Origin of the sequence: Mycobacterium mantenii (genome assembly GCF_001667865.1) — a bacterium.
GTDB lineage: Bacteria > Actinomycetota > Actinomycetes > Mycobacteriales > Mycobacteriaceae > Mycobacterium > Mycobacterium mantenii_A.
In genome coordinates, this window is the sequence record NZ_LZJP01000089.1 from 64,480 (window position 1) to 77,267 (window position 12,788).

General features: G+C 66.8%; 9 protein-coding genes. 5 read left to right on the forward strand and 4 right to left on the reverse strand.

Annotation, left to right across the window (positions count from 1 at the left end; all coding sequences use genetic code 11):
* Positions 1–35: 35 nt before the first annotated feature.
* Complete coding sequence (locus A5688_RS14110; RefSeq protein WP_067837837.1) at positions 36–1,661, reverse strand: adenylate/guanylate cyclase domain-containing protein; 1,626 nt, start codon at positions 1,659–1,661, stop codon at positions 36–38.
* Between the two features lie 45 nt (positions 1,662–1,706).
* Between A5688_RS14110 and nucS the strand changes: the two genes are divergently transcribed.
* Positions 1,707–2,378 carry an endonuclease NucS gene (gene nucS / locus A5688_RS14115; protein ID WP_067911570.1) on the forward strand — a complete coding sequence of 224 codons (672 nt, stop codon included), beginning with the start codon at positions 1,707–1,709 and terminating at the stop codon, positions 2,376–2,378.
* Between the two features lie 24 nt (positions 2,379–2,402).
* A complete protein-coding gene (locus A5688_RS14120) occupies positions 2,403–2,711 on the forward strand; it encodes a hypothetical protein (protein ID WP_067837839.1) in 309 nt (102 codons plus the stop codon).
* Positions 2,712–2,721: 10 nt separating this feature from the next.
* Here the strand turns inward: A5688_RS14120 and mce are convergent, their stop codons facing one another.
* On the reverse strand, positions 2,722–3,189 hold the full coding sequence (gene mce / locus A5688_RS14125; protein ID WP_082951325.1) for a methylmalonyl-CoA epimerase: 468 nt from the start codon (positions 3,187–3,189) through the stop codon (positions 2,722–2,724).
* Positions 3,190–3,277: 88 nt separating this feature from the next.
* On the opposite strand from mce, the gene A5688_RS14130 reads away from it, so the two are divergent.
* A complete protein-coding gene (locus A5688_RS14130; protein ID WP_067911568.1) occupies positions 3,278–4,459 on the forward strand; it encodes an acetyl-CoA C-acetyltransferase in 1,182 nt (393 codons plus the stop codon).
* 180 nt (positions 4,460–4,639) lie between these two features.
* Positions 4,640–5,557: a thioredoxin family protein gene (locus A5688_RS14135; protein WP_067911643.1), complete on the forward strand. Its 918-nt coding sequence runs from the start codon at positions 4,640–4,642 to the stop codon at positions 5,555–5,557.
* Between the two features lie 7 nt (positions 5,558–5,564).
* On the opposite strand, the gene glgB is transcribed toward A5688_RS14135, so the two are convergent.
* The gene (glgB, locus tag A5688_RS14140) at positions 5,565–7,760 is read right to left on the reverse strand and encodes a 1,4-alpha-glucan branching protein GlgB (RefSeq protein ID WP_067911565.1); all 2,196 of its coding nucleotides are present in this window, start codon (positions 7,758–7,760) and stop codon (positions 5,565–5,567) included.
* A 23-nt stretch (positions 7,761–7,783) separates the two neighbouring features.
* Positions 7,784–9,877: an alpha-1,4-glucan--maltose-1-phosphate maltosyltransferase gene (locus A5688_RS14145; protein ID WP_207546668.1), complete on the reverse strand. Its 2,094-nt coding sequence runs from the start codon at positions 9,875–9,877 to the stop codon at positions 7,784–7,786.
* Between the two features lie 222 nt (positions 9,878–10,099).
* Here A5688_RS14145 and glgP point away from each other — a divergent pair, with 222 nt between their 5' ends.
* Positions 10,100–12,784, forward strand: coding sequence for an alpha-glucan family phosphorylase (glgP, locus tag A5688_RS14150; RefSeq protein WP_067911562.1), 2,685 nt, complete (start codon positions 10,100–10,102; stop codon positions 12,782–12,784).
* Positions 12,785–12,788 lie beyond the last annotated feature (4 nt).

The following is a 12,788-nucleotide window of genomic DNA, read 5'->3' on the forward strand; positions in this document are numbered from 1 at the left end:
ATTTCCTGTGTCCCTCTACCCATTTCGTCCCGATATCAATCGTGCTGCGGGTCGTCAGCCCCGGCGGGCGCCGCCAGCCGGATGGGACGGTCATGCCCGCGAAGGGTCACGCTGTCACCCAAAGACCAACGCGTCCGCTCGTTTTCACTTGCACCCTCGATGGCGTGGGCCGTCGCGAGCAGCCGGTTCGGGTGTGACTTGGCGAGTTCGCACAGCCGGGCTGCCGCGTTGACCGGTTCACCGATCACGGTGTATTCGAAGCGTTCCCTGGCGCCGACGTTGCCCGCGACGACTTGACCCGCCGCCACGCCGATGCCGGCCTGGCAATCCGGCATCTCGTCGTTCAGGCGCTCGGCAATGCAGCGTGCGGCGGCCAGCGCCTCGTCTTCGGGACTGGCCAGGCGATTCGGGGCCCCGAAGATGGCCAGCGTCGCATCGCCCTCGAACTTGTTGACCAGCCCGCGGTGGCGGTCTACCTCCTCGACGACGATGCCGAAAAATTTGTTGAGCACCGAAACGACTTCGGAGGGAGGCCGACTGGTCACCAACTGGGTGGAGCCGACGATGTCGATGAACAGGACCGCAACGTGGCGTTCCTCGCCGCCCAGCTTCGGCCGCTCACGTTCCGCGGCGAGGGCGACCTCACGCCCGACGTGCCGGCCGAACAGGTCGCGGACGCGTTCGCGCTCGCGCAGCCCGTCCACCATCGCGTTGAAACCGCGTTGTAGCTCACCGAGTTCGGTGCCGTCGAACACGACGAGGTCGCCCCGCAGGTCACCCCGCTCCACACGCCGCAGCGCCGCACGGACCACGCGCACCGGTGTCGCGGTGAGCCAAGCCAGAATCCACATCAAGGCGCAACCGAAGGTCACCGTGGCTATCGACACGATGAACACGCCAACCGCGAACTGGGTTTCGGTCAGGTTGCGCATCAGGGCCTGAAAGCCCGCCAGAAAGGCGATGCCGAGAACGGGCAGGCCCGACCCGAGGAACCAGACCACCATGGTCCGGCCCATGATGCCCGAGGCGAATCGCCGCGGTGGTGGCCCCGCTTCGAGCGCCTGGGCCGCCGCCGGGCGCAGCGCGAACTCGGCGAGCAGATAACTGCCGGTGGCCACCAAGATGCCGCAGATGCCCACCGCGATGAGGAAGCGCGGGATGAACAGCGTGTTGACCAGGCCGTAGAGCGTCGTCAGCACCACCGCCCCGACACCCCAAAGGACGAGATCGAAGCGGGCGATCCGCCATGGCGCCAGGAAAGTATTGCGCTCATCATCCTGGTTGGGCGTGCGCTCCTCGATGGCCCAGCGGAGCGATACGACGGTCCTGCGGGTGATCCAATAAGTGCCCACGGCCAGTGCCAGCGCGATATAGCCAGGTGATGCCAGGAAGGTTATCCACCACGGTGCGTCGAACACGCTTGGCTGCGGAATGGCGACCGTCACCAGGAGCAGCGCGACGGCGATGCCGATCAGGTTGGCCCCCAGCACGAGCACGGTCAGGATGACCTGAATGCGGATGCGCCGACGTCGCTGGCTTTCGGAGACCCGGCCGAGCAGCAGGGAGCCGTAGGCCGGAGTCTCCGGTAACCGGCCGCTCTGCCGGGTGACCGTCTCGAGCACCCGGCCGATGCGTTTTGCCAAGCTATGGGTGGCCGACATGGTGGCGTCAGCCTAATTTGTCGGCCACGCTCTAAGGTGAGTCGGGTGCGTCTAGTGATCGCCCAATGCACCGTTGACTATGTCGGCAGGCTCACCGCGCATCTGCCGTCCGCGCGCAGGCTGCTGTTGTTCAAGGCCGATGGGTCGGTCAGCGTGCACGCCGACGACCGCGCCTACAAGCCGCTGAACTGGATGAGTCCGCCGTGCTGGCTGATCGAGGAGCCCGGCGACCAGGCGTCGCTGTGGGTGGTCGAGAACAAGGCCGGCGAACAACTGCGCATCACCGTCGAGGAGATCGAGCACGACTCCAGCCATGAGCTCGGCGTCGATCCCGGGCTGGTCAAGGACGGAGTCGAAGCGCACCTGCAGGCCCTGCTCGCCGAGCACGTGCAACTGCTGGGCGAGGGATACACGCTGGTGCGCCGCGAGTACATGACCGCCATCGGACCCGTCGACCTGCTATGCCGTGACGAACGCGGCGGCTCGGTGGCGGTGGAGATCAAGCGACGCGGCGAGATCGACGGGGTCGAGCAGCTCACCCGCTACCTGGAGTTGCTCAACCGCGACACCGTCCTGGCTCCGGTGAGGGGAGTGTTCGCCGCTCAGCAGATCAAACCCCAGGCCCGTACGCTGGCCACCGATCGCGGCATCCGTTGTCTGACACTGGATTACGACAAGATGCGCGGGATGGACAGCGACGAATACCGGCTGTTCTGAGTATTCGCCACTAGAGGAGATCGCATGGCTCGGCGCCGGACCCCATCGCGGCGGCAGCGGCCGTGGGCGCCACTTCCGGAGCTGCGCCGGGTGGAGACCGGGCCCGACGGCCATGACTACGAAGTCCGCGCCGTCCCCGCCGCCCGCGCGGTCAAGACCTACCGGTGCCCCGGTTGCGACCACGAAATACGTTCCGGCTCAGCACATCTGGTGGTGTGGCCGATCGATTCGACCTTCGGTGCGGGCCCGGGCCAGGTCGAGGACCGCCGGCATTGGCACACGCCATGCTGGGCGCACCGCGCTACCCGCGGTCCGACCAGGAAGTGGTCGTGAATGCCCGGTCTCAGGCGGCCGGTTCGACGAGCTCGATCAGAACTCCGCCGCCATCCTTGGGGTGGATGAAGTTGATCCGGGAGTTTGCCGTGCCGCGACGGGGTGCGTCGTAGACCAGTCGCACACCCTGCTCGTGGAGCTGCTCGACGAAGGCGTCGAGATCGCTCACCCGAACGGCCATCTGCTGGATGCCGGGTCCGCGCTTGTCGAGGAACTTCGCGATGGTCGACGACTCGTCGATCGGGGCCATCAACTGGATCTGAGCGGTGCCCGCCTGGGCGCCACGCACAGCCAGCATGGCTTCGCGGATTCCCTGCTCCTCGTTGACTTCCTCGTGCACCAGGATCATGCCGAGGGTGTCGTGGTACCAGGTGATGGCGGCGTCCAGGTCGGCGACTGCGATGCCGACGTGATCGATCGCGGTCACCAGGGAGGTGGCCAGGAACTGACGGGCGTCAACTTGATCGGTCGTCATCACATAACGGTAACCTGGCGGCAAAGATTGCGCTTCTCGGGGCGGCCGAAACGGCCATCGGGGGCGCGCCAGTAAGCCTTAGGAGAGAGTCATGACGACGTCGGTGATCGTTGCTGGAGCGCGGACACCCATCGGCAAGCTGATGGGTTCGCTGAAGGATTTTTCCGCCAGCGATCTGGGGGCCATCGCGATCGCCGGCGCGCTGGAAAAGGCCAATGTTCCGGCCTCGGCGGTCGACTACGTGATCATGGGCCAGGTGCTGACGGCCGGGGCCGGCCAGATGCCGGCACGCCAGGCGGCCGTGGTGGCGGGCATCGGCTGGGACGTTCCGGCGCTCACCATCAACAAGATGTGCCTGTCCGGGATCGACTCCATCGCGCTCGCTGACCAGCTCATTCGGGCCGGGGAGTTCGACGTGGTGGTGGCCGGCGGCCAGGAGTCCATGACCAAGGCGCCGCACCTGCTGATGGACAGCCGCTCGGGCTACAAGTACGGCGACGTGACGGTGCTGGACCACATGGCCTACGACGGCCTGCACGACGTCTTCACCGACCAGCCGATGGGCGCGCTCACCGAACAGCGCAACGACGTCGACAAGTTCACCCGGCAAGAGCAGGACGAGTTCGCTGCGCGGTCCCACCAGAAGGCGGCCGCGGCCTGGAAGGACGGTGTCTTCACCGACGAAGTGGTGCCGGTCAACATCCCGCAGCGCAAGGGCGATCCGCTGCAGTTCGCCGAGGACGAGGGGATCCGGGCCAACACCACCGCCGAGTCGCTGGCCGGCCTCAAGCCGGCATTTCGCCGCGATGGCACCATCACCGCCGGATCGGCCTCTCAGATCTCCGATGGTGCGGCCGCGGTGGTGGTGATGAACAAGGCCAAGGCACAGGAGCTGGGGCTGAGCTGGCTGGCCGAGATCGGCGCGCACGGCGTGGTGGCCGGGCCGGACTCCACCCTGCAGTCGCAGCCGGCCAACGCGATCAAGAAAGCGATCAAGCGTGAGGGCATCTCGGTGGACCAGCTCGATGTCATCGAGATCAACGAGGCATTTTCCGCGGTGGCGCTGGCGTCGACCCGCGAACTGGGCGTGAACCCCGACCTCGTCAACGTCAACGGCGGCGCGATCGCGGTCGGACATCCCATTGGGATGTCGGGGGCGCGGATCACGCTGCATGCCGCCCTGGAACTGAAGCGGCGCGGCTCCGGATACGCCGTCGCGGCGCTGTGCGGCGCCGGCGGACAGGGCGACGCCCTGATTTTGCGCGCAGGATAGCCAGCGGTTGCGGGCTTTCGCCGAGGTTGCTGGCGCGGCGCGCCGACGACAAATTGTGATCTTCGTCATATCGGGGCGCTGCGCCGCCATTCGGAGCGATTTTTCGCCCCTTGCGCGGCCGCCTGAGCGCCGCCGCCACCGGGTGGATGGGTGGCCCACGCGCATGACAAACTTGACGGCGTGACGCGTCCGCGACCCCCTATCGGCCCCGCCCTGGCTGGTGCGGTCGATCTCTCCGGCCTCAAGCAGCGGGCCCAGCCCGCAGGCACCCCTGCCGGAGGATCCGCACCGTCGGCCGCCGAGGGTGACCCGGGAATCATCACGGTCACCGAGGCCAATTTCGAGGCCGAGGTCCTGCTCCGGTCCGAGGAAGTGCCCGTTGTCGTGTTGCTGTGGTCACCGCGCAGCGACGCGTGCGTCCAGTTGCTCGACACGTTCGCCGGCCTGGCCGCCCAGGACAATGGCAAGTGGGCGTTCACGACGGTCAACGTCGATGTCGCGCCCAGGGTTGCGCAGATATTCGGTGTCGACGCCGTCCCGACCGTGGTGGCGTTGGCCGCCGGTCAGCCGATCTCGAGTTTCCAGGGGATGCAGCCGACCGAGCAGTTGCGCGGCTGGTTGGACCAAATTCTCTCGGCGACCGCCGGAAAGCTCAAGGGCGCAACCGGTTCCGCGGGGCCTGAGGCGATCGACCCCGAGCTGGCCGCCGCCCGTCAACAGCTGGAGGACGGCGATTTCGAGGCGGCCAAAGCGTCCTACCAATCGATCCTGGACGCCGACCCGGCCCACGCCGAAGCCAAGGGCGCGATTCGCCAAATCGAATTCCTCACGCGCGCAACCACGCAACGCCCGGACGCCGTCGATGTCGCCGACGCCGCGCCCGGCGACATCGAAGCCGCCCTCGCGGCGGCGGACGTGCAGATCCTCAATCAGGATGTCAGTGCGGCGTTCGATCGCCTGATTGCCTTGGTGCGCAGCACATCCGGCGACGACCGGACGCTAGTGCGCACTCGCCTGGTCGAGCTGTTCGAACTCTTCGACCCGGCCGATCCCGAGGTGGTCGCGGGCCGGCGCAACCTCGCCAACGCGCTGTACTGAAGCGGCTCTACTCGGGTTCCAGCCACAGGGCCGACGTCGGCGGCAGCACCAGCATCGCCGAGGCCGGGCGGCCGTGCCACGGCTCTTCGGTGGCATCGACGCCGCCCATATTGCCGATCCCCGAACCGTTGTACGCCGTCGCGTCCGTGTTGAGCACCTCGCGCCAGCGACCGGCCGACGGCAGGCCGAGCCGGTATCCGCCGTGTTCGGCACCCGCGAAGTTGAACACGCACGCCATCACCGAGCCGTCCTTGCCGTAGCGCAGGAAGCTCAACACGTTGTTGGCCGAGTCGTTGGCGTCGATCCAGGAATAGCCGTCGGGCACGGTGTCCTGGCTCCACAGCGCGGGGTGGCTGCGGTAGATGTCGTTGATGTCGCGGACCAGGCGCAGCACCCCGTTGGAGAACCCTTGCTCATCGAGCTGCCACCAATCCAGACCGCGCTCCTCGGACCACTCGGCGCGCTGCCCGAATTCCTGTCCCATGAACAACAATTGCTTCCCCGGGTGCGCCCACTGGTAAGCGAGCAGGCTGCGCAGCCCCGCTGCCTTGACGTGATTGTTGCCCGGCATCCGGCCCCACAGCGTTCCCTTGCCGTGGACCACCTCGTCGTGGCTGATCGGCAGCACGTAGTTCTCGCTGAACGCGTACAGCATCGAGAACGTCATCTCGTGGTGGTGGAAGCTGCGGTAAATCGGATCGCGGCTGATGTAGTCGAGCGTGTCGTGCATCCAGCCCATGTTCCACTTCATCGAAAAGCCCAGGCCGCCAAGGTTTGTCGGTCTTGTCACCCCGGGCCACGAGGTCGACTCCTCGGCGATGGTGACGATCCCCGGGGCGGTCTTGTGCACCGTGGCGTTCATCTCCTGCAGGAACTGCACGGCCTCCAGGTTCTCCCGGCCGCCGTAGATGTTGGGGGTCCAGCCGCCCTCCGGGCGCGAGTAGTCCAGATAGAGCATCGAGGCGACGGCATCCACCCGTAGGCCGTCGATGTGGAACTCTTCGAGCCAGAACAGCGCGTTGGCCACCAGGAAGTTGCGCACCTCCCGACGGCCGAAGTCGAATACGTAGGTGCCCCAATCGAGTTGCTCGCCACGCTTCGGGTCGGAGTGCTCGTAGAGCGGCGTGCCGTCGAATCGGCCCAGCGCCCATGCGTCCTTCGGGAAGTGCGCCGGCACCCAGTCCACCAGCACGCCGATGCCGGCCTGGTGCAAGGCGTCGACCAGGGCCCGGAACTCGTCCGGTGTGCCGAATCGGGACGTCGGCGCGTAGTACGACGTCACCTGGTAGCCCCACGATCCGGCGAAGGGATGCTCGGCGACCGGCAGCAGCTCGACGTGGGTGAATCCGTGTTCCACCACGTAATCGGTGAGTTCGCGGGCCAATTGGCGGTAGTTGAGTCCGGGGCGCCATGAACCCAGGTGGACCTCGTAGGTGCTCATCGGCTCGAACACCGGGTTGCGCTGGGCGCGCTCGGTCATCCAGTTGGCGTCTTCCCAGGTGTACTCGCTGTGCGTGACCCGGGAGGCGGTGTGCGGCGGCACCTCGGTGGCGAACGCCATGGGATCGGCCCGCTCGGTCACGACGTCGTCGGCGCCGTGGACGCGGAACTTGTAGAGGCCGTGCACGGGGAAGCCGGGCCAGAACAGCTCCCAGACACCCGATGAGCCCAGGACCCGCATCGGGGCTTCACTTCCGGTCCAGCCGTTGAATTCGCCGATCAGGTTGATGCCCTTGGCGTTGGGCGCCCACACCGCAAAGGACACGCCGTGCACGACGCCGTCGGCCGTGGTGAACGAGCGAGGATGTGCGCCAAGGACTTCCCAGAGCCGCTCGTGGCGCCCTTCCCCGAACAGGTGGAGGTCGACCTCGCCCAGCGTCGGCAAGAAGCGGTATGCGTCGGCGATGACGTACGGTTCGGCGCCTTCGTAGGTGATCTGCAGCCGATAATCGATCAGGTTGACGAAGGGCAACACCGCGGCGAACAGGCCGGACTCGACGTGCTGCAGCGGAAACCGGTCATCGCCGACCAGCGCGACAACTTCGGCCGCGTGCGGCCGGTAGGCCCGAATGACGGTGTGATCCCCGTATTCGTGGGCGCCCAGAATGCTGTGCGGGTTGTGGTGTGTGCCAGCGATCAGGCGCGACAGGTCGGCCGGATCGGGAGCCAGGTGTGTCCGAGCGAGTTGGTCGGTTTGGCTCATGTCCCTTTCACCTCCGGTCCGTTTCATTGCCTGCGTAGCAGTGTCATTCGTGAGTCGTACGGTATGAGTGGCATGTTGATGATGTGCGCGACCGCCTGCCCGGGGTCGAGGCGAACGTAATTGGCCTGCCCCCATTGGAATTCCTGGCCGGTGATCTCGTCGCGCACCCAGAAGCGCTCGTATGGCTCCATACCCAATGCGGCCATATCCAAAAACAGCGTCGCTTCCTCGGTGCCGAACGCGTTGAGCGTGACCACCACCAACACGCAGTCGCCGGTCGCCGGGTCGAACTTGGAGTAGGCGATCAGCGCATCGTTGTCCACGCTGTGGAAATGGATCGTGCGCAGCTGCTCCAGTGCGGGGTGCAGGCGGCGAATTGCGTTGAGCTGCGTGATGAATGGCTCGAGCGAGCGTCCTTCGGCGAGCGCACCCGCGAAATCACGGGGCCGCAACTCGTACTTCTCCGAGTCCAGGTATTCCTCGCTGCCCTCCCGCACCGCACGGTGCTCGAACAGTTCGTAGCCCGAATACACGCCCCACGCCGGCCCCATGGTCGCCGCCAGCACCGCGCGGATGGCGAACATTCCGGGACCGTTGTGCTGCAGGATGGCGTGCAGAATGTCGGGGGTGTTCACGAACAGGTTGGGTCGGCGGAAGTCGGCCAGGTTGGCGATGTCGTTGCCGAACTCCGTCAGCTCCCACTTCGCCGTGCGCCAGGTGAAATAGCTGTACGACTGCGTGAACCCCAGCTTGGCCAGGCCGTACTGCCGCGCGGGCGGCGTGAACGCCTCGGACAGAAACAGGACGTCGGGGTCGATGGCTTTCACCTGAGCGATCAGCCAGGCCCAGAAATCCGGCGGTTTGGTGTGCGGGTTGTCGACGCGAAAGAACTTGACGCCGTGGTCCATCCAGTGCCGGACCACACGCAGCACCTCGTCGTAGAGGCCGGCCGGGTCGTTGTCGAAATTGATCGGATAGATGTCCTGGTATTTCTTCGGCGGGTTTTCCGCGTATGCGATGGTGCCGTCCGGCAATTCGGTGAACCAGTTGCGGTGCTCACGCGCCCAGGGATGATCCGGTGCGCACTGCAGCGCCAGGTCCAGCGCCACCTCCATGCCCTGCTCGCGCGTCGCGGCGACGAAGGCGTCGAAGTCGTCGATGGTGCCCAGATCCGGGTGGATGGCGTCGTGCCCGCCCTCGTCGCTGCCGATCGCCCAGGGCGAACCCACATCTCCGGGCGCGGCGGTCGGGGAGTTGTTGCGCCCCTTGCGATGTACCTTGCCGATCGGGTGGATCGGCGGCAGGTAGACGACGTCGAATCCCATTGCCGCGATACGTGGAAGTTGGGCGGCTGCCGTCGCGAAGGTGCCGTGCACGGGTTTGCCCTTGGCATCCCACCCGCCGGTCGAGCGGGGAAACATCTCATACCAGGAGCCGAACCGGGCCAGCGGCCGGTCCACCCAGATGCCGTACTGCTCGCCCCGGGTGACGAGATCGCGGAGCGGGTAGTCCGCCAGGATCTCCTCGACCGCCGGCCCCAGCGCCAGCGCGGATCGGGTCACCGGGTCTCCGGACTTGCGCAGCGCGGCCGCGGCCGACAGCAGAGGTTCGCGCAGCGCGCGCGGCACGCCCGTCGCTGCGCGCTCGAACAAACCGGCACCGACCAGCAGGTCGTTCGACAGTTCGGTCTCGCCCTGACCGGCGTCCAGTTTGGCGACCAGCCCGTGCCGCCACGAGTGAATCGGGTCGCCCCACCCGTCGACCCGGAAGGTCCACAACCCGACCTGGTCGGGCGTGAACTGACCGTGAAAGACATAGGGCTCGAGACCCATCGTCATCGGCAGCAGCAGCGGCTTGATCCGTTGCTGGTCGACTTTGCCGTCGCGTTCGGTCGCCGGCCGCGCGGGGGCCTGCACCGCCTTGACTCGGCGGGTCTCCGTTACCTGTGGATAGCCGGGACCGAGGTAGCGCACGACCAGGGTCGCCGCCACCGCCTCGTGGCCCTCTCGCCATACCGCGGCCCTGACCGGCACGACCTCGCCGACCACGGCTTTCGCGGGATAAGCGCCACAGGAAACGACCGGTTGGACGTCATCGATTTCGACACGACCGGGCACCACCACTCCGTTCCGATTGTGTGCGGCCAACCCGCGGTGTGCTCCGTGCGGAATGCCGCTCGTCGGGAAACTTCCTGTCGTGGGGAACTTTCTGTGCGGGGAAGCATCGTTGCGACCCCGATAACTACTCGATACCCACCCTAGTCTTCGGTCACACACCGTCGGGGAAAAGCGGTCCTTCCCGCCGTGCACGGGGCGGGAACCTCAGTAAGGTAGTAACGCGTGAAAGCCCTCCGCCGGTTTACCGTCCGTGCTCACCTTCCGGAGCGTCTGACCGCGCTGGACCAGTTGTCGACCAACCTGCGATGGTCGTGGGACCTACCCACCCAGGAGCTTTTCGCGACCATCGACCGCGACCTGTGGGAGCGGTGCGGCAGCGACCCGGTCGCGTTGCTGGGCGCGGTCAACCCGGCGCGGCTCGACGAGCTGGCGCTCGACGAGACCTTCCTCGGTCGGCTGGACGAGCTGGCCGCCGACTTGAATGACTACCTGAGCCGCCCGCTGTGGTATCAGCAACAGCAGCAGCAAGGCGCCGAGATGCCGGCCGCCATCGCCTACTTCTCGATGGAGTTCGGCATCGCCGAAGTGCTGCCCAACTACTCCGGTGGCTTGGGGATCCTTGCCGGTGACCACCTGAAGTCCGCGTCGGATCTGGGCGTGCCGCTGGTCGCGGTGGGGCTGTACTACCGCTCCGGATATTTCCGGCAGTCGTTGACCGCCGACGGCTGGCAGAACGAGACGTACCCGTCGCTGGACCCGCAGGGCCTACCGTTGCGGCTGCTCACCGACGCGACCGGCGAGCCCGCCCTGGTCGAGCTGACGCTGCCCGATTCCGCGCAGCTGCACGCCCGGATCTGGGTCGCCCAGGTGGGCCGGGTTCCGCTGTTACTGCTGGATTCCGACGTCCCCGAGAACGAACACGAACTGCGCAGCGTGACCGACCGCCTGTACGGGGGCGATCAGGAACACCGGATGAGGCAGGAGATCCTCGCCGGCATCGGCGGGGTCCGCGCGATCCGCGCGTTCACAAACTTTCACGGGCTGCCCGCACCCGAGGTGTTCCACATGAACGAGGGCCACGCGGGGTTCCTCGGAGCCGAACGCATCCGCGAGCTGATGACCGGTCCGGGGCTGGACTTCGACACCGCGCTGACGGTGGTGCGCTCCAGCACGGTGTTCACCACTCACACCCCGGTGCCCGCCGGCATCGACCGCTTTCCCATCGAGATGGTGCGGCTGTACTTCGACGACCACGCGGGCGCATCGAAATCGGATGAGGCGGCGGAATCCGGTGCGGCAGCGCAATCCGGTGACAAGGCCGCGCCCTCGGACGCCACGGCCGCGCCGGTGTTGCTACCGGGGGTGCCGACGGCCCGCATCCTGGCACTCGGCGCCGAGGACGACCCCGAAAAATTCAATATGGCGCACATGGGTCTGCGGCTGGCCCAGCGCGCCAACGGTGTGTCGTCGCTGCACGGCCGGGTCAGCCGGTCGATGTTCAACGAACTGTGGCCCGGCTTCGACGCGGGTGAGGTGCCGATCGGCTCTATTACCAACGGAGTTCACGCGCGCACCTGGGCGGCGCCGCAGTGGCTGCAGCTGGGCCGTGAGCTGGTCGGGTCGGATTCGTTCAGCGATCCGGGTGTTTGGCTGCGCCTCAAGCAGGTCGATGCGGGCCATCTGTGGTGGATCCGCTCGCAGCTGAGGTCGTTGCTGGTCGACGACGTCCGGCGCCGGCTACGTCGCTCGTGGCTGGAACGAGGTGCCTCCGACGCTGAATTGGGTTGGATAGCAACGGCATTCGATCCCGAAGTGTTGACCATCGGGTTCGCTCGACGGGTGCCGACGTACAAGCGATTGACGCTGATGCTGCGCGACCCGGAACGGCTGGAACGGCTGCTGCTCGATCAGGAGAGGCCCATTCAGCTGATCGTCGCCGGGAAATCGCACCCTGCCGACGACGGAGGGAAAGCGTTGATTCAGCAGGTGGTGCGCTTCGCTGACCGGCCGCAGGTGCGCCACCGCATCGCATTTTTGCCCGATTACGACATGTCCATGGCGCGGCGGCTGTATTGGGGCTGCGATGTCTGGCTGAACAATCCGCTGCGGCCGTTGGAGGCTTGTGGCACGTCGGGAATGAAGAGTGCGCTCAACGGCGGCCTGAACCTGTCAATCCGCGATGGTTGGTGGGACGAATGGTTCGACGGCGAAAACGGTTGGGAGATACCGTCTGCCGACGGTCTGGCCGACGAGGACCGGCGCGACGACCTGGAGTCCAGCGGGCTATACAAGCTGCTGGAAGAAGCCGTGGCGCCGAAGTTCTACGAACGCGATGAACACGGCGTCCCGCCGCGCTGGATCGAGATGGTGCGCCACACGGTGCAGACGCTCGGCCCGAAAGTGCTGGCGTCCCGCATGGTGCGCGACTACGTCGAGCAGTACTACACGCCCGCCGCGCAGTCGCTGCGCAAGACGATCGCCCCCGCCGACGGCGCGGCGGGCGGCGCCGAGTTCGGCGCGGCCCGCGAGCTGGCCGCCTACCGCCGGCGCGCCGAGGAGGCCTGGCCCAAGATCGTCATCACCGACGTCGACAGCACCGGCCTGCCGGACAGTCCGGTGCTCGGCTCCAAGCTGACCCTCACCGCCACCGTCCAGCTGGCCGGGCTGGCGCCCGACGAGGTCACGGTCCAGGCGCTGGTGGGCCGGGTCGACGCCAGCGACGCGCTGCTGCAGCCGATCACCGTCGAGATGTCCTACACCGGCACCGCCGAGGGTGGCAACCAGGTCTTCTCGACGACAACGCCGCTGCCGCTGGCGGGATCCGTCGGCTACACCGTGCGGGTACTGCCCCACAACCCGATGCTGGCGGCCAGCAACGAGCTCGGTCTGGTCACGCTGGCCCGCTAGCCGA

Coding starts and splice junctions, on each gene's coding strand:
- A5688_RS14110 (WP_067837837.1), bottom strand. CDS start 1,661: ATGTCGGCCACCCATAGCTTGGCAAAACGCATCGGCCGGGTGCTCGAG.
- A5688_RS14120 (WP_067837839.1), top strand. CDS start 2,403: ATGGCTCGGCGCCGGACCCCATCGCGGCGGCAGCGGCCGTGGGCGCCA.
- A5688_RS14130 (WP_067911568.1), top strand. CDS start 3,278: ATGACGACGTCGGTGATCGTTGCTGGAGCGCGGACACCCATCGGCAAG.
- glgB (WP_067911565.1), bottom strand. CDS start 7,760: ATGAGCCAAACCGACCAACTCGCTCGGACACACCTGGCTCCCGATCCG.